Genomic DNA, 17,703 nt, shown 5'->3' with positions numbered 1-17,703 from the left:
CCTTGCAGAACCCTGGAGGCCGCCTTTCGATCCGATCAGGCCGGGGTGATATCCATCGCCCGCACCGCCCGCGCGATGAACCCGCCGCCCAGCACGCGCTCCGGATCGGCCGGGTCGTAGAGCACGCAGGCCTGACCCGGCGCGACGCCTTCTTCGGACCCGTCGAAGGCCACGGCGACCTCGCCGTCCATCAGCGTCAGGCGACCAGGAACGGGCTCGCGGGTCGAGCGCACGCGCGCCAGCACGGCCTGGCCCTCGTCGGCGGCGGCCGCCAGGTCGTCCTGGCCGCCCAGCCAGTTGGTTTCCTTCAAGGTCAGGGCGGCGGTCAGCAGGGCCTCGCGCGGGCCGACGATCACCTGGCGCTTGTCGGCGTCGATGCGGACCACGAACAGCGGATCGCCGACGGCGATGTTCAAGCCCCGTCGCTGGCCGATCGTGTAGCGGGTGACGCCCTCGTGGCGGCCCAGCACGCGGCCGTCCAGGTGCACGATGTCGCCGGCCTCCGCGCCTTGCGGGCGGATGCGGTCGATGACGGTCGTGTACTTGCCCTCGGGCACGAAGCAGATGTCCTGGCTGTCGGGCTTGTCGGCGATCGACAGGCCCAGGCCCGCCGCGACGGCGCGCACGGTCGGCTTGTCCATGCCGCCCAGCGGGAAGCGCAGGAAGTCGAGCTGCTCGCGCGTGGTGGCGAACAGGAAATAGCTCTGGTCCTTGGCCGGGTCGGCGGCGCGGCGCAGTTGCGGGCGGTTCGCGCCAGAAGGCATGCCGCGCTGGACGTAGTGGCCGGTGGCCATGGCCTCGGCGCCCAGGTCGCGGGCGACGTCCAGGAGGTCGCGGAACTTGACGGTCTGGTTGCAGCGCACGCAGGGAATCGGCGTTTCGCCGCGCAGATAGGCGTCGGCGAAGTCCTCGATCACCTGCTCGCGGAAACGGCTTTCGTAGTCGAGGACGTAGTGCGGGATGCCGATGCGCTCGGCGGCCATGCGGGCGTCCAGGATGTCCTGGCCGGCGCAGCAGGCGCCTTTGCGCGAGATCGCCGCGCCGTGGTCGTAGAGCTGCAGGGTGACGCCGACGACCTCATAGCCGGCGCGAGCCAGCAGGGCGGCGGTGACGGTCGAGTCCACGCCGCCGGACATGGCCGCGACGATCCGGGTTCCCTCGGGCAGGCCGACGGCGGCGCGCGCCTGTTCGACGGCGCGGGCGATCAGGGTGTCGGCGGTGTCGGTCTTGGTCGGCAACTCGGCGGTCATCGCCGCCATATAGCGGGCGAGGGCCGATTTTGCGAGGTTCCGCCGTTACTTCAGCACGTTCAGCAGCGACGAGGCCTGTAGGCTGGTGAACACCTGGGCCGAGGCCTGGACGGCCAGCTTGGCCGACTCCAGACGGGTGACGGCGTCGGCCATGTCGACGTCCGTGATGCCGCCGACCATGCCCGCGAGGGTGTCGACCTGGTTCTGCAGGTCGCCCTCGGCGCTCTCGAAGCGCTTCTGGGTCACGCCGTTCTTGCCCTGGATGTCGACGACGCCCTTGTAGGCCTTGTCGAACTCGCCGAGCACGCCGTTCAGGAAATTGACCTGGGTGTCGGTCAGCTTGCCGGTGAACGGCCCGAAGGCGTCGACGTGGGCTTGGACCAGCTTGAAGGCGTCGAACACCTGCTCGCCCACGGCGTTGCCGAGCACGCCGATATTGGCGCTGGCCTGCTCATCCACGCGCCCGGTGGCGATGTAGGTGTCGTTATTGAACAGCGAGGCGGTGGTCGGCGCCAGCGTCAGGCTGCCCATGGTGGTCGCGTCGGTCGTCGGCGTGTCCGTCTTGGCGCCCGAGAACACATAGAGGCCGTTGGCCTTGGTGTTGAGGCCCTGCACGACGTTGCCGAACGCCGCCTGCAGCTGCTGCATCATGGTCTGGGCGCTGCCGGAGGCCAGGGCGTTGGCGATGGCCTCGCGGGCGGACTTGGTGGAGTCGGCGACCTTGCCCAGGCCGGAGTCCTGCATTTCCAGCCGGTTGCTCACCTGGCGCGTCTGGTCGACCAGGCCCGTCAAGCGCGCCTGGGTGCTGCGCATGGCGGTCAGCATCTCGGCGTTCTTGGCGTAGCCCTTCAGGTCCGCGGCGACCTTCTGGTTCGAGACCTGGTTGCCCACCTCGCTCTGGCGGATCTGGGCCCGCATCAGGTTGGAGGTCATGATGTTGTAGTTCTGGACGGTCGAGACCCGGGTCATGGCTTACCTCACAAGGTCGGTCAGCACTTCGTACAGGTCCTTGGCCGCCTGGATCAGGCGGGCCGAGGCGTTGAACGCTTGCTGGTAGGTGGTCAGGTTGATCAGCTCTTCGTCGAGGTTCACGCCCTCTTCGGACTGGCGCTGGCTGTCGATTTCGCTGGAGACCGACGCGGCGGAGTCCTTGCGGTTCTCGGCCGTGGACGCCTTGCGGGCGATGGAGCCGCTGAAGTCCGTTGCGTAGCGTGTGACGCTCATGGTGACGGCCGAGGTGTCGCCGGCCGCCGAGAAGCTGGTGACGGTGTCGCCGGCCTTGGCCAGGGCCAGGGCCCCGCGACCATCGCCGACGGTCAGGGCCGGCTTGCCGCCAACGGTCTGCGACAGGTCCAGCTGGGCGAAGGGCAGCCGCGCCGGGTTCTGGTCCATCGTCGGGTCGACATAGAACTTCTCGCCCCGGGTGCTGCGTTCGGCCGGTCCGATGCCGAACAGCTGGCTGACGGAGGGGCCGCCGACGCCGCGCTCGGTATTGTCGGCCACCACGGACATCGTCACCGCGCTGGTGGTGTTGGAGGTGAAGCTGATCTGGCCCTTGCCGTTCAGCGAGAAGGAGCCGTACAGGCCGACGCCGCCGGCCCGCGAGTTCAGGGCGTCCAGCAGGTCCTGCATCGTGCCGCCCGGCGGCGGGGTGACCAGAACGTCGCGGATCCGTCCGCCCTCGACGTCGGTCAGGCGGATCGTCATGTCGCCCGACGTGAAGCCGTGCGCGTCCAAGGGGCCAAGGCCCGTCTCGTAGGGCGAGTAGCCGTCGGTCCGAATAATGTCGTTGAGGCCGAAATAGTGGCTGAAGCCCTTGCCGGCCTTGCTGGACGCCGGGGAGCCGTCGGCGATCGCCACGCCCAGGCCGCTCGAGCCGGACAGCGTCAGGGCGCCGCCCGCGAACCCGGCCGAGCCGAGCGTGCCCATGGCCGCGTTCAGCTGGGTGATGAAGTTGGCGGACGTGAAGGCCGGCGGGGACGACACCGGCACGCCGTCGACATCCATCGACGACGTGCTGAAGTCGATGTCGATGCGGCGCTGGATCACGCCCAAGCCGTCGGTGATGGCGATCGTCGTCTTGCCGGTGAAGCCCTTGATGGCGGCCTGGGCGTCGAGGCCGGTGTCGCGACCCGTCAGGGTGTTGGGGGCCGGGACGGCCGAGGCGGCGTTGGCGGCCCGGTTGATCTGCTCGGCCGCCCGCGAGGTGAACTCGCCCAGCTGGTCGGACAGGTTGACCAGCTCGGTGTTGCGGGCCTCGAGCAGGCCGCGCAGTTCGCCGCTCGAGATGTTCAGGGGCGTCGGCACCGGCGAGCCGTTGGCCAGCTGGACCGTCAGATAGCCCGTGGCCGTCGGCGAGGTCTGGTAGGTCACCTTCGCCGCGCCGTCGCCGGCCAGGGACAGGCCCTCGGTCGAGCGAACCATGACCCCGCCCATCGTGCGCGGGGTGATCTGGACGTTCATCAGCTTGGCCAGCTCGTCGACGCGGCTGGCCTGCACGTTCTCCGCGCCGGTGGCGTCGGCGCCGGCCACCCGGGCCCGGGTGATGTCCGAGTTCAGGCTGTCAATCTCGGCCAGCAGGTCGTTGATCCGGTCCACGTCGGCGGAGATCCGCGTGTCGGCGTCCTTGCCGAGCTTGGAGATCGACGAGGTGATCCGGCTCGACTCGTTGAGGAAGTCGCTGACCCGCGTAAGGACCTGGGTCCGGCGCAGCGTCGAGCTGGGATCGTCCTGGGCCGAGGAAAAGGCCGAGAAGATATCGTCGAGCCGCGAGAAGAAGCTGGAGTCGTCGCTGGGATCGCCGAACAGCTGCTGGGCGCTGTCGAGCGAGCTTGCGACGACGGCTGCGCGGCCGCTGTCGGAGGCGGCGTTCAGGCTGGCGCTCTGCAGGAAGCGATCGGTCGCACGCTTGATGGCGTCGATATTGACGCCCACGCCCATGCCGTTGGACAGCATGTTCGACTGGGAGATCGTCTTGCGGACGTAGCCCTTGGTGTTGACGTTGGCGATGTTGTCCGAGGTGACGCGCAGGCCCGTCTGGGCCGCCATCATGCCGGACGTCGCCGTGGCCATGACCGAGTTCAGCGACATGCGGGCGATCCTTTCAGCTCGGCAAACCGCGCAACGCACGACGCGTCCTTGCCCGGCGAAACTTGCCGGGGCGGGGTGGGGATCAGCATCCCGATATAGGCCAAGCCATTGAATTTCATGGCGAAGAGTTCCGAGGGTCGGACATTCGACCAGATGTCATGCGCAAGGAGGGCGCCAACTGCGGCCGCGACCCGCCGACGCGGCAAGTCCGGTCATCGCTGGCCCCCGGACCCGGCAAAAACCGCCTCTCGCAGCCGCGCCCGAATGGTGAACTTTCCCTTAATTCCGAGATAAATCAGTTGCTTGGCGGAGGCTCGGCGAGTTGGCCCGACCATTGCTGGAGGGGAGCGGCCAAGGCGCGTTCGTCATGAACCGCCGCCAACCGAGCTTCGACTGCGAATGACCGCGATCGCCGCACCCATCGCCGCTCCGACCGCCACGCCGGCTCCCGCCGCCGGCGCGAAGGCGACCAACGAAGGCTTCGACGCCCTGATGGCCCTCGCCGGCCGCAAGGACGACACGCCGGCGCCCCGCGCTCCGGCCCGCGCCGAGTCCAAGAGCGACTCCCGCGACGACGACATCCGGGCCTCCAAGCCCGCCGATCGCCCGGCCAAGACCGAGGCCAAGGCCGACACCGGCGCCGCCGACCGGGCCGACGACCGCGCCGACGCCGTCCAGGACGCCAAGGACGCTCGCGCCGACAAGGCCAGCAAGAGCGACGAGGCGGCCGACAAGGCCGACGCCAAGAGCGACGCCGCGGCCGACCAGGCCGACGCCAAGGCCGCCAAGACCGACGCCAAGGCGGACCAGGTCGCCGAGATCGCCGTGGCCGCCGACGCCGCCCAGGTCGACGCCGCCGCCCAGGCCGCCGCCGCGGCGGCCCTGATCGCCGCGATGGCCGCCCCGGCCCCGACGCCGGTCCCGGCCGAGCCGGAGCCCACCGCGCCGGCGCTCGAGGCTGCAGCCGTCCCCCCGGAGGAGCCCGCCGCCTTCGCCGCCCTGACCGACGCCGCGACCGACGCGCCGGTGACGGCCGAGACCGTCGCGCTCGCGCCGCCGACCAGCGCCTCAGAGCCCGCCGACGCCGCGCCGGCGAAGGCGCAGGCCGCCGCCGCGCTCCTGACCGCCGCCGCTGTGCCCGAAACGGTGCCGTCCGCCGCCGTCGACGCGACCGCGCTCGAGGCCCTGTCCCAGCGGGCTTCCGACGAGGCCGCGACGCCCCTGGCCGTCGACCCTGCGGTCTCCGAGCAGCCCGCCGCCCAGGACGCGGCGCCCGTCCAGGGCAAGGCCGCCGACGCCGCCAAGCCGCAGGTCGAAGCGCCCAAGGCGACCGTGACCGCCCAGGTCGTGGCCCCGCCGGCGGCCGCCGCCGCGCCGCCGCCGGTCGCCGCCTCCGTCCTGGCCGCCCAGCTCGCCGAGCCGGCCCCCGTGGCCGTCGAGGCCGTCGCCGCCGCGACGCTCGCCACGGACGTGGCCGAGACCGTCGAGGCCGCGCCGACGGCCAAGCCCGCCGAGACCGCCAAGGCGCCCGCGCCGCAGCCGCTTCAGGCCAAGCTCGCCGACGCCGCGCCGGTCGAGACGGCCCAGGCCGTGACCGCGGTCGCCGCGACCGATGCTTCCGACACCCGCGACGCCGACGGCGACAAGCCCTCGGCCGCCGTCAACGTCGCCGCGATCGAGGCCCCGGCTCCGGCCGCCGCGCCGGCCGCGGTCGTCGCCCCGCCGCCCGCCGCCGCCGCGCCGATCACCAGCGCCTCGACCCCGGCCGCCGCGCCCGCGCCGGTGCGCGGCTCGCCGGAGACCGTTGCGGCCCTGTCGGCCGAGATCGTCAAGAAGGCCGACGCCAAGACCACCCGCTTCGACGTCGCCCTGACGCCGGACGGGCTGGGCAAGGTCGACGTGCGCATCGAGATCGGCCGCGACGGCGCCCTGACCGCCTCGATGCGGTTCGACACCGTCCACGCCGCCCAGGAACTGCGCGGCAAGGCGGGCGAGCTGCGCCAGGCGCTTGCGGACGCCGGCTTCAACGTCGCCGACAACGCCCTGTCCTTCGACGTGTCCAGCCAGAACAACGGCCAGAACCCCAACGCCTTCTTCGCGTTCGACGGCTGGAACGACCAGGGTCGCCGCGCCTTCGCGGGCCAGGCTTTCCACGCCGCCATGACCGCCGAGGAAGACATCGTCATCACCCCCTCCGACCTGCTGCCCGGCCTCAAGACGGCCGCCGACAGCGGCCTGGACATCCGGATCTAGGAACGCCCATGGCCACCGCCGTCTCCTCGCAGAACACCACCTCCGTCCTCGACCGGATCAACAACGGCCGGACGTCGATGGCGAACAACACCGAGACCTTCCTGAAGCTGCTGACCACGCAGCTGAAGAACCAGGATCCGCTGTCGCCGACCGACACGACCCAGATGACCCAGCAGATCACCCAGATGACGGGCGTCGAGCAGCAGCTGGTCACCAACGACCTGCTGGCGGCCCTGGTCGGCATGAACACCGGCACCGGCCTGTCCGAGGGCGTGTCGATGATCGGCAAGCAGGTCACCGCGACCACCGACAATTCGACCCTGAAGAACGGCAAGGCGACCTTCTCCTGGACCCAGGCCGGCGCCTCGACGGCGCTGACGGTCGAGGTGAAGAACGCCGCCGGCAAGGTGGTCCGCACCCTCAAGCCCGAAGACCAGAAGAGCGGCGATCACACCCTCACCTGGGACGGCAAGGACGACGCGGGAACCGCGCTGGCCGACGGCGGCGTCTACACCATCGCCGTCAAGGCGGTGGGCGGCGACGGCAAGGACATCAAGGTCAGCAACATCAAGGGCCGTACCGAAGGCGTCGTCACCGCCGTCGACAACTCCACCGGCCAATCCAAGGTCATCGTCGATGGCAGGGCCATCCCCATCGACAACGTCATCGGCATCACCGCCGCAGCCACGGCGACAGCCACAACCACAACCACCAGCGACCAGACGGCCCCCGCGGCCGCCTGATCAACCGATCGACCGGGCGTCAGAACGACGCCGACGCGATCCTCGGAAGACGGTCTTCCCCAGGATCCAAACGCAAACCGCGCTGAACCCTCGAACCCTTTCAACGCAGGATTACCGTTATGAGCATCAACAGCGCCATGCTCGCCGGCGTCTCCGGTCTGGTCGCCAACTCGTCCGCCCTCGCGGCGATCTCGGACAATATCGCCAACGTCAACACGGTCGGCTTCAAGCGTTCGAGCTCGAACTTCTCGACCCTGGTCACCTCGGGCTCGAAGAACCAGACCTACAGCGCCGGCGGCGTGAAGGCCCAGACGCACCAGTTCGTCAGCCAGCAGGGCCTAACCCAGTCGACGACCTCGAACCTCGACCTGTCGATCTCCGGCTCGGGCTTCTTCGTCACCACCGAGAAGCCGGAAAACGTCACGGCCACCGACACCCGCTCGTTCACGCGCGCCGGCTCGTTCCAGCTGGACAGCCTGGGCTACCTGCGCAACGACGCCGGCCTCTATCTGCAAGGCTGGCTGGCCGATCCGGTGACGGGCACGATCACGCCCGATCCGTCCGACCTGATGCAGCTGCACTCGATCAACGTCGGCACCGTCGGCGGCACCGCCGAGAAGACCACCCGCGTCGGCGTCAACGCCAACCTGCGTTCCGAGCAGCCGGTGTCCTCGTCGCTGAGCGTCGTCAAGACCGCCGTCGCCGACTCCGGCGGCACGAAGCACAACCTGACGATCAGCTATGAGCCCACGGGCACGGCCTATCAGTACAACGCCAAGGTCTATGAGAACGGCGTGGTGATCGGCAGCGGCGCCGTGACCTATTCGGCGACGGCTCCGCACGCGATCACCGCCAGCGGCCTGCCGGGCGCCAGCCTCACGACGATGAACCTGCCCGCGCCCAGCACCGCGACGCTCAACCTGACCGACCTGGGCCTGGACAAGGCCGCCGGCTTCTATGATCCGCAGAACAACTCGATGGCCGACTACGCCATGGATCAGCTGAAGACGGTCCCGAGCAATGTCGGCGTCAAGCCGGACTTCGAGATCCAGATCCCGCTGTCGGACTCCAAGGGCGGCCAGCGCACCGTCACCCTGTCCATGCTGAAAGGCCCCGGCCCCAACGAGTGGTACGCCGAACTGCGCGCCAAGCCGGGCGACCTGCAGTTCCAGTCCAACGGCCTGATCAGCAGCGGCATCATCACCTTCACCACCGACGGCAAGCTGAAGAATACCGGGACGCTGTTCGGCTCGACCAGCCCGACCTCGATCACGATCGGCGCGTCGGGCACCACCGCGGCGCCGCCCGCCCCGCCGGCGGCCGCGCCGGTGGAATGGGCCGCCAGCCTCGGCATCGACACCCAGGCCGTGCAGATCGACCTGGCCAGCGCCGCCGGCGGCCTGACCCAGTACAACAGCCAGTCGGTCGTCCAGTCGGTCAACACCAACGGTACGGCCTTCGGCAACCTGACCAATATCGAAGTCGACGAGAAGGGCTACGTCTCGGCGATCTTCGACAACGGCGTCACCCGCCGGATCGCGCAGGTGGCCGTGGCCACGTTCTCGAACCCCAACGGCCTTAAGGGCGTGAACGGCAACGCTTACCGCGTCACCAATGAAAGCGGCACCTATAGCCTCAAGGCTCCGAGCCAGGGCGGCGCCGGCGCGCTGGCGCCTTCTACTCTGGAAGCGTCGACCGTCGACCTGTCGACTGAGTTCACCGGGCTGATCACCACGCAACGGGCCTACTCGGCTTCGTCAAAGATCATCACGACCGCAGACCAGATGCTCGAGGAGCTGCTGAATATTAAGCGCTAGTCATAGGATTTAACCTTCTTTAATACTCGTGTCTCAGGTTGAGACACGGCGGAGTGCTAAAACCGTATTGTTTTAGGCCTTTCTTTACTATTGGAATTAAGCCGCTGTTATTGGGCGGCTCCTATAGTGGCCTCCAACAGTGATGGTTGTGGGAAAGGCGTAAAGCCATGTTGCAACAGCAGCGCACAAACAGCCGGGGTGAGAAGTATGTGATCGGGCCCACCGGCGCGCCGCTTACCCTGTCGGATTTGCCGCCGCCGGAAACCCAGCGTTGGGTCATTCGGCGGAAGGCCGAGGTCGTGGCCGCTGTTCGCGGGGGCCTGCTCTCGCTGGACGAGGCGTGCGATCGCTACAAGCTGACCAACGAGGAATTCCTCGCCTGGCAGCAGTCGATCGACCGGCACGGCATGGCCGGGCTGCGGACCACGCGGATCCAGCAGTATCGTTAACGAGGAGCGGGGAGTGCGTCGCCTTGACCGTCCCTGCTCGCATCGAACACCCTGAAAGCCTTGCGCCAAAAGGGTTAGACGACGTTCAGCGGCCGCGCCCTCCCGGGCGCGGCCGCGACGTTTTGGCGCCCCGGCGTGTCGCCCGCGCCGCCAAATATAAACGCCTCGTTTACCTTGTACTGGGTAAATCCTGCCTACCGGCAAGCGCTTCGTTCGCGTTCGCCGGTCGCCCCCGTCGGGGCGGTTGATCAGGGGATGGGGCTTCGTGGAAAGCTTTCTGGGTTCGATTCAGAGGTTCGGCGTCGGTCGGTTGGCCGCGATGCTGGGCGTCGGCGCCGGTGTGGTGGCCGTGCTGGTGGCCCTCATCATGTTCATGGGGCGCGAGCCCAATGAGCTGCTCTATTCCAACCTAGACCTGAAAGAGGCCTCGGACGTCACCCAGGCGCTGAGCCAGGCGGGCATCAAGTTCGAGACCAAGGGCGACGGCTCGACCATCCTGGTGCCGCGCGACAAGGTCGCCAGCGCCCGCCTGATGGTCGCCGGCAAGGGGCTCGTGAGCTCCGGCTCGATCGGCTACGAGATCTTCGACGGCGGCAATGCGCTCGGCCAGACCGACTTCGTCCAGCAGCTGAACCGCCAGCGCGCCCTGCAGGGCGAGCTGGAGCGGACGATCAAGGCCATGCAGGGCGTCAACAGCGTGCGCGTGCACCTCGTTCTGCCCAAGCGCCAGCTGTTCGAGGAGGACGCCGAGCAGCCTTCCGCCGCCGTCACCATCGGCGTCGGCTCGCGCGAGCCCTCGACCGACATGGTCCACGCGATCCAGAACCTGGTCTCGTCGTCGGTGCCGAACATGAAGGCCGAGAAGGTCGCGGTCATCGACCAGCACGGCAAGACCCTGTCGGCGCCGAGCGACGACAGCCTGGCCGGCAAGGAAGCCCAGGATCGCAAGGTCGAGGCCGAGGCCCGCATCGCCAAGACCGTCAAGGACATGATCGAAGGCGTGCTCGGCCCGGGCAAGGCGCGCGTCAACGTCACCGCCGACCTCGACCTGAACCGCGTCACCACCCAGGAAGAGCGCTTCGATCCCGATGGCCAGGTGGTCCGGTCGGAAAGCACCAACGAGTCGAACAGCCAGGAAAACAAGAACGAGGACAACTCGGGCACGACGGCGGCCGCCAACGTGCCGGGGCAGGGCGCGGGCGGCTTCCAGCAGCTGGGCTCGCGCGCCGGGGCCAACGAAAGCGTCACCAACTACGAGATCTCCAAGTCGGTGAAGACCACCGTCCAGGAGCCGGGCACGATCCGGAAGGTTGCGGTGGCGGTCGCCATCGACGGCGTCACGGCCCCTCCCGGCAAGGACGGCAAGCCTGGCGCCTACACCCCGCGCACCGCCCAGGAGATCCAGCAGATCGAGGACCTGGTGAAGACCGCCGTAGGCTTCGACGCCGCCCGCGGCGACCAGGTCAAGGTCACCAACATCAAGTTCCCGCAACCCGAGGACCAGGGCCTTGAGAAGCAGGGTCTGCTGTCGGGCTTCGACAAGAACGACATCATGCGCTTCGCCGAGCTTGGCGTTCTGGGGATCGTCGCCATCCTGATCCTGCTGTTCGCCGTCCGCCCGTTCATCAAGAACCTGTCCGAGCCCAACGTCACCGCCGCCCTGCCGAGCCCCGGCCAGCCGGTCACCCGCATGATCACCCTGTCGGACGGCACCCAGCAGCAGGTCGTGGTCGACGAGAGCGGCGAGCCGCTGGCGATCGCCGGCCCGGTCAGCGACATCGACGCCCGGATCGACATCGCCAAGATCGAAGGCCAGGTGAAGGCCTCGTCGATCAAGCGGGTGTCGGAGTTCGTTGAAAAGCACCCCGAAGAGTCGGTCGCGATCCTGCGCAACTGGCTCCATGAGTCGAGCTGACGGCCATGAAAGTCGCAGTCAACGACGTCCAGAAGCTGTCGGGGCCTGAAAAGGCGGCCATCGTGCTGCTGGCCCTGGGCGAGGATCACACCCGCATCTGGGAAGCCCTGGACGACGAGGAAATCAAGGAAGTGTCCCAGGCCATGGCGGGCCTCGGCACGGTGTCGGCCTCGGTGGTCGAAGACCTGCTGGTCGAGTTCGTCTCGGGCATGAGCTCGACCGGCGCGATCATGGGCTCGTACGAGCAGACCCAGCGCCTGCTGGCCTCGTTCATGCCGCAGGACAAGGTCGACGCCCTGATGGAGGAGATCCGCGGTCCGGCGGGTCGGACCATGTGGGACAAGCTCGGCAACGTGAACGAGGCCGTGCTCGCCAACTATCTGAAGAACGAGTACCCGCAGACCGTCGCGGTGGTGCTGTCGAAGGTGAAGAGCGACCACGCCGCCCGCGTGCTGGCCTGCCTCCCCGAAGACTTCGCCCTGGAATGCGTGACGCGGATGCTGCGCATGGAGCCGGTGCAGCGCGAGATCCTCGACAAGATCGAGATGACTCTGCGCACCGAGTTCATGTCGAACCTGGCCCGCACCTCGAAGCGCGACAGCCACGAGATGATGGCCGAGATCTTCAACAACTTCGACCGCCAGACCGAGGCCCGCTTCATCGCCGCCCTGGAAGAGCGCAACCGCGAGGCGGCCGAGCGCATCCGGGCCCTGATGTTCGTGTTCGAGGACCTGTCGAAGCTGGACCCCGGCGGCATCCAGACCCTGCTGCGCAGCACGCCGAAGGAACAGCTGGCCCTGGCGCTGAAGGGCGCCTCGGACAAGCTGCGCGACATGTTCATGTCGAACATGTCCGAGCGCGCGGCCAAGATCATGCGCGAGGACATGGACAGCATGGGCCCCGTGCGCCTGAAGGACGTCGACGCCGCCCAGGTGGGCATGGTCCAGGTCGCCAAGGATCTCGCCGCCAAGGGCGAGATCATGCTGGCCGGCTCGGGCACCGAAGACGAGCTGATCTACTGAGGCGGATGGCATGATCGACACACCCCCTCGCAAGTTCGCTTTCGACACCGTCTTCGACGATCGCGGCGGCGTGGCCTACGAGCCGCCGAAGGTGAAGAAGAACTTCACGCCCGAAGAGGTCGAGGCGGCCAAGGCCCAGGCCTACGCGCAGGGCGAGCGCTCGGCCGTGGCGCGCGCCGAGCAGGACGCCGCCCACGCCCTGGCCGACATCGCCGGCGCCGTGCGCGAAGCCTTCGGCGCCCTGACCCACGTCGCCCACGAGCATCGCGAAGGCGCGGCCATGCTGGCCCTGGCCTGCGCCCGCAAGATCGCCGACGCGGCCCTGGTCAATTTTCCCGAGGCCCCGGTCACGGCGGCCCTGGAGGCGCTCGCCCGCGAGGTCGAGGCCCAGCCGCGCATCTTCGTTCGGGTTTCCCCCGAGATGGAGGAGCGCACCCAGCAGGCGCTGGAAACGGTCGCCGCCCAGATCGGCTACCAGGGCCAGATCGTCGCCCGGGCCGACGGCGCCATGCCGCCGGCCGCCTTCACCTTCGACTGGGGCGAGGGCCGCGCGGCCTTCGATCCCAGCGGCGCCGCCCAGCGTGTCGCCGAAGCGCTGGAGGCGGCGATCGCCGCTGAAGGCCTCCACGCCGAACCCATGTTCTCATAAGCGAGGCTGACACCGATGTCCGAAGACAACCTCACCCTCGACGAATTCGGCGGCGCGATGCTGGCCTCCGAAATGCCGGTCGAGATCGCCGACAAGACCGCCTCGGACCTGGCGCCGGTCTTCGACGTCCCGGTCAACATCTCCGCCGTGCTGGGCCGGGCCCACATGTCGGTGGCGCAGCTGCTGCAGCTGGGCCAGGGCTCGATCCTGGAGCTCGACCGCAAGGTCGGCGAGGCGATCGACATCTACGTCAACAACCGCCTGGTGGCGCGCGGCGAGGTGGTCGTCGTCGACGAGCGCCTGGGCGTGACCATGACGGAAATCATCAAGGACGGCGACCAGAGCTAAGGCTCGGATCGTCAAAGGAAATTCTGGGATTGGGTTCTTCCCTCGGAAGAGCTTCGGGAGAGTAAGAGATGCGGCTTCTGGTCGTCGGAAAACTGAACGGGCAGCTCTCGGTCGCCGTGAAGATGGCGATGAACGCGGGGGCCAAGGTCTCGCACGTCGAAACGACGGAGCAGGCGACCAACGCGCTTCGAGCGGGGCAGGGCGCTGACCTCCTGATGGTCGACTACGCCCTCGACATCGCCGGCCTGATCGCCGCCAACGAGGCCGAGCGGATCCGAGCGCCGGTGGTGGCCTGCGGCGTCGACGCCGACCCGATGCGCGCCGCCGCCGCCATCAAGGCCGGCGCCAAGGAGTTCATCCCGCTGCCGCCGGACGCCGAGCTGATCGCCGCGGTCCTGGCCGCCGTCAGCGACGACGACAAGCCGATGATCGTCCGCGATCCGGCCATGGAGCAGGTCCTCAAGCTGGCCGACCAGGTCGCCCCGTCCGACGCCTCGATCCTGATCACCGGAGAGAGCGGCTCGGGTAAGGAGGTCATGGCCCGCTACGTCCACGGCAAGTCCCGCCGGGCCAAGGCGCCGTTCATCAGCGTCAACTGCGCCGCCATCCCCGAGAACCTGCTGGAAAGCGAGCTGTTCGGCCACGAGAAGGGCGCCTTCACCGGCGCCATGGCCCGCCGCATCGGCAAGTTCGAGGAAGCCAACGGCGGCACCCTGCTGCTGGACGAAATCAGCGAGATGGACGCCCGCCTGCAGGCCAAGCTGCTGCGCGCCATCCAGGAGCGCGAGATCGACCGCGTCGGCGGCGCCAAGCCGGTCAAGGTCGACATCCGCATCCTCGCCACCTCGAACCGCGACCTGGCCCAGGCCGTGAAGGACGGCACGTTCCGCGAAGACCTGCTCTATCGCCTGAACGTCGTGAACCTGCGCCTGCCGCCGCTGCGCGAGCGTCCGGGCGACGTGATCAGCCTGTGCGAGTTCTTCGTGAAGAAGTACTCGGCCGCCAACGGCATCCCGGAAAAGCCGATCTCGGCCGAGGCCAAGCGCCGGCTGGTCGCCCACCGCTGGCCCGGCAACGTCCGCGAACTGGAAAACGCCATGCACCGCGCGGTGCTGCTGTCGACCGGCGCGGAGATTGAGGAATTCGCCATCCGCCTGCCCGACGGCCAGCCGATGGCCCCGGCCCCGGACGTGGCGGTCGCGCGCGGGGCCCAGATGGCCGCCGACGCCGTCTCGCGCACCTTCGTCGGCTCGACGGTGGCCGAGGTCGAGCAGAAGCTGATCATCGACACCCTGGAGCACTGCCTGGGCAACCGCACCCACGCGGCCAACATCCTGGGCATCTCGATCCGCACCCTGCGCAACAAGCTGAAGGAGTATTCCGACGCCGGCGTGCCGGTGCCGCCGCCCCAGGGCGGGGTCGGCGCCGCCGCCTAAGGCGAGGCCAAGATGCCGCGGCGCCGCGACCATCGGTCCGGCGCCGCACATGGCTAATTTTCATTAAGGATATGGCCGCGGACCGCAAATCGCTCCAAGCGCTGGTCCGCTAGACCTTCACCGTTCCAAGGTTCCGAATGGCCGAAGCCGCCGCCCCGACCGCAAGCTCGATGCCCAGCGCCAAGTCGCTGCTGGACGGGTTCCTGCGCGGCGAGATGGGCCTGGCCCTGGGCGTCGTCGGCATCATCGTCCTGCTGATCCTGCCGGTCCCGTCGTTCCTGCTGGACCTGCTGCTGGCCATTTCGGTGACGGGATCGGTGCTGATCCTGATGACCGCGATCCTGATCAAGAAGCCGCTGGAGTTCACCTCGTTCCCGACCGTGCTGCTTGTCGCGACGCTCTACCGGCTGGGCCTGAATATCGCCTCGACCCGCCTGATCCTCGGTCACGGCCAGGAGGGCACGGGCGGCGCTGGCGCGGTGATCGAGGCCTTCGGCCACCTGATGATGCAGGGCAACTTCGTCATCGGGGTGATCGTCTTCATCATCCTGATCGTCGTGAACTTCATGGTCGTGACCAAGGGTTCGGGCCGGATCGCCGAAGTCGCCGCCCGCTTCACCCTGGACTCCATGCCCGGCAAGCAGATGGCGATCGACGCCGACCTGTCGACCGGCCTGATCGACCAGGAAGGCGCCAAGCTGCGCCGCAAGGAGCTGGAGCAGGAAAGCACGTTCTTCGGGGCCATGGACGGCGCCAGCAAGTTCGTGAAGGGCGACGCGATCGCCGGCCTGATCATCACCGGCATCAACATCGTCGGCGGCATCATCATCGGGGTGGTGCAGCACAAGATCCCGATCGGCGAGGCCGCCTCGTCCTACACCATCATGACCATCGGCGACGGCCTGGTCAGCCAGATCCCGGCCCTGATCATCTCGATCGCGGCCGGCATGGTCGTGTCCAAGGCCGGCGTGGAAGGCTCGGCCGACAAGGCCCTGACCACCCAGCTGGCGATGAACCCGGCCGCGCTCGGCATGGTCTCGGCCTCGGCCGGCGTCATGGCCCTGATCCCGGGCATGCCGATCATCCCGTTCGCGGCCGTGGCGGTCGGTTCGGGCCTCCTGGCCTACAAGCGCATCCAGGACGCCAAGGCGCCCAAGCCCATAGATCCCGCCGCCCTCGAGGCCGCCGCCCCGGCCGAGGCCGAGGAGGAACCGATCAGCGCGTCGCTCGCCATCGACGACGTCAAGATCGAGCTGGGCTACGGCCTGCTGACCCTGATCAACGACCTGGACGGCCGCAAGCTGACCGACCAGATCCGCGCCCTGCGCAAGACCCTGGCCAGCGAGTACGGCTTCGTCATGCCGCCGGTCCGGATCCTGGACAACATGCGCCTGGCCAACCAGGGCTACGCCATCCGCATCAAGGAGATGGAGGCCGGCGCCGGCGAGGTGCGGCTTGGCATGCTGATGTGCATGGACCCGCGCGGCGGTCAGGTGGAGCTGCCCGGCGAGCACGTGCGCGAACCGGCCTTCGGCCTGCCGGCCACCTGGATCGCCGACGACCTGCGCGAGGAGGCGACCTTCCGGGGCTACACGGTCGTCGACCCGGCCACGGTGCTGACCACGCACCTGACCGAGATCCTCAAGGAGAACATGGCCGACCTGCTCTCCTACGCCGAGGTCCAGAAGCTGCTGAAGGAGCTGCCCGAGACGCAGAAGAAGCTGGTCGACGACCTGATCCCGGGCACGGCCACCGCCGCCACCGTCCAGCGCGTGCTGCAGTCGCTGCTGCGCGAGCGCGTTTCGATCCGCGACCTGCCGCAGATCCTGGAAGGCATCGGCGAGGCCGCGCCGCACACGGCTTCCGTCACCCTGCTGGTCGAGCAGGTCCGCGCCCGCCTGGCCCGCCAGCTGTGCTGGGCCAATCGCGGCGACGACGGCGCCCTGCCGATCATCACCCTGTCGGCCGACTGGGAGCAGGCCTTCGCAGAGAGCCTGATCGGTCCCGGCGACGACAAACAGCTGGCTTTGCCGCCCTCGCGCCTGCAGGACTTCATCCGCGGCGTCCGCGACGCCTTCGAACGCGCGGCCCTGGCCGGCGAGTCCCCCGTCCTGCTGACCAGCCCCGGCGTGCGCCCCTATGTCCGCTCGATCATCGAGCGCTTCCGCGGCCAGACCGTGGTGATGAGCCAGAACGAGATCCACCCGCGCGCGCGGTTGCGGACTGTGGGGATGGTGTAGGGGCTGAGCTCGCCGAAGACGAGACGCGCCTCAAGCCGAACTGACGTTTCCAACAAACCGACCTCCCCGGCGAATGCCGGGGCCCAGATTCATCCGGAGCGGCTGGGGGTGATGCGATATCGCTCCGCGCTCAAGAGTTGGGCTCTCACGGGTTCGATCTGGATCCCGGCATTCGCCGGGAAGGTCGGCTTTCCGGATTTAGGCTGGAGACTGGAAACGACCGAGGCTGTGTGGAAACGCGGAGCTGAGATGTCTCGCGAAGGAGAGCTTTCGTGTCCCGACCGGCCGCTAAGAGCCACAGAGCGCCTGATTGGCGATTTTTAGGGGCGTGGCTAAGGGTGTTTTGCGGCCAGCAGGAGTTTTCACACAGCCTCGACCCTAGTCGGACTAACTTCCCTCTCCCCCTGCTGTTTGTTCAGACCGGGGACATCCGTGACAGGTGTTCGGAGACATCCGTGACGGTTGAGGATGATCAGATTGGCTGGTTGAGG

13 protein-coding genes are annotated in these 17,703 nt (G+C 68.4%); 10 read left to right on the top strand and 3 right to left on the bottom strand.

Annotation, left to right across the window (positions count from 1 at the left end):
* Positions 1-35: 35 nt before the first annotated feature.
* Genes mnmA through flgK form a run of 3 tightly spaced genes read right to left on the bottom strand, consistent with a single transcriptional unit; the run spans position 36 to position 4,340 of the window.
* Positions 36-1,250, bottom strand: coding sequence for a tRNA 2-thiouridine(34) synthase MnmA (mnmA, locus tag DI526_RS11990; RefSeq protein ID WP_304277997.1), 1,215 nt, complete (start codon positions 1,248-1,250; stop codon positions 36-38).
* Between the two features lie 45 nt (positions 1,251-1,295).
* Positions 1,296-2,219, bottom strand: a complete 924-nt coding sequence (locus DI526_RS11985) for a flagellin (RefSeq protein ID WP_304277994.1) — start codon at positions 2,217-2,219, stop codon at positions 1,296-1,298.
* Positions 2,220-2,222: 3 nt separating this feature from the next.
* A complete protein-coding gene (gene flgK, locus DI526_RS11980; protein ID WP_304277991.1) occupies positions 2,223-4,340 on the bottom strand; it encodes a flagellar hook-associated protein FlgK in 2,118 nt (705 codons plus the stop codon).
* 399 nt (positions 4,341-4,739) lie between these two features.
* Here flgK and DI526_RS11975 point away from each other — a divergent pair, with 399 nt between their 5' ends.
* The 10 genes from DI526_RS11975 to flhA all read left to right on the top strand — a co-directional run bounded on the left by DI526_RS11975 (position 4,740) and on the right by flhA (position 17,212).
* On the top strand, positions 4,740-6,593 hold the full coding sequence (locus DI526_RS11975; protein WP_304277988.1) for a flagellar hook-length control protein FliK: 1,854 nt from the start codon (positions 4,740-4,742) through the stop codon (positions 6,591-6,593).
* An 8-nt stretch (positions 6,594-6,601) separates the two neighbouring features.
* Complete coding sequence (locus tag DI526_RS11970; RefSeq protein ID WP_304277984.1) at positions 6,602-7,336, top strand: flagellar hook assembly protein FlgD; 735 nt, start codon at positions 6,602-6,604, stop codon at positions 7,334-7,336.
* 119 nt (positions 7,337-7,455) lie between these two features.
* A complete protein-coding gene (gene flgE, locus DI526_RS11965; protein ID WP_304277982.1) occupies positions 7,456-9,153 on the top strand; it encodes a flagellar hook protein FlgE in 1,698 nt (565 codons plus the stop codon).
* A 167-nt stretch (positions 9,154-9,320) separates the two neighbouring features.
* Entirely contained in the window at positions 9,321-9,602 is a 282-nt protein-coding gene (sciP, locus tag DI526_RS11960; RefSeq protein ID WP_013080463.1) for a CtrA inhibitor SciP, read from the top strand.
* A gap of 265 nt (positions 9,603-9,867) precedes the next feature.
* Positions 9,868-11,517 (top strand): flagellar basal-body MS-ring/collar protein FliF, encoded by a 1,650-nt coding sequence (gene fliF, locus DI526_RS11955; protein WP_304277974.1) that lies wholly within the window; start codon positions 9,868-9,870, stop codon positions 11,515-11,517.
* A gap of 5 nt (positions 11,518-11,522) precedes the next feature.
* Positions 11,523-12,539: a flagellar motor switch protein FliG gene (gene fliG, locus DI526_RS11950; RefSeq protein WP_304277971.1), complete on the top strand. Its 1,017-nt coding sequence runs from the start codon at positions 11,523-11,525 to the stop codon at positions 12,537-12,539.
* A gap of 10 nt (positions 12,540-12,549) precedes the next feature.
* Positions 12,550-13,188 carry a flagellar assembly protein FliH gene (locus tag DI526_RS11945; RefSeq protein WP_304277969.1) on the top strand — a complete coding sequence of 213 codons (639 nt, stop codon included), beginning with the start codon at positions 12,550-12,552 and terminating at the stop codon, positions 13,186-13,188.
* A 15-nt stretch (positions 13,189-13,203) separates the two neighbouring features.
* The gene (gene fliN, locus DI526_RS11940; protein ID WP_304277937.1) at positions 13,204-13,536 is read left to right on the top strand and encodes a flagellar motor switch protein FliN; all 333 of its coding nucleotides are present in this window, start codon (positions 13,204-13,206) and stop codon (positions 13,534-13,536) included.
* Positions 13,537-13,604: 68 nt separating this feature from the next.
* Positions 13,605-14,972 carry a sigma-54-dependent transcriptional regulator FlbD gene (gene flbD, locus DI526_RS11935; RefSeq protein WP_304277935.1) on the top strand — a complete coding sequence of 456 codons (1,368 nt, stop codon included), beginning with the start codon at positions 13,605-13,607 and terminating at the stop codon, positions 14,970-14,972.
* A gap of 137 nt (positions 14,973-15,109) precedes the next feature.
* A complete protein-coding gene (gene flhA, locus DI526_RS11930; protein WP_304277932.1) occupies positions 15,110-17,212 on the top strand; it encodes a flagellar biosynthesis protein FlhA in 2,103 nt (700 codons plus the stop codon).
* Positions 17,213-17,703: the final 491 nt, after the last annotated feature.

Origin of the sequence: Caulobacter segnis, from assembly GCF_003243465.1 — a bacterium.
GTDB lineage: Bacteria > Pseudomonadota > Alphaproteobacteria > Caulobacterales > Caulobacteraceae > Caulobacter > Caulobacter segnis_A.
This window is presented reverse-complemented; position numbering and strand designations above follow the sequence as displayed.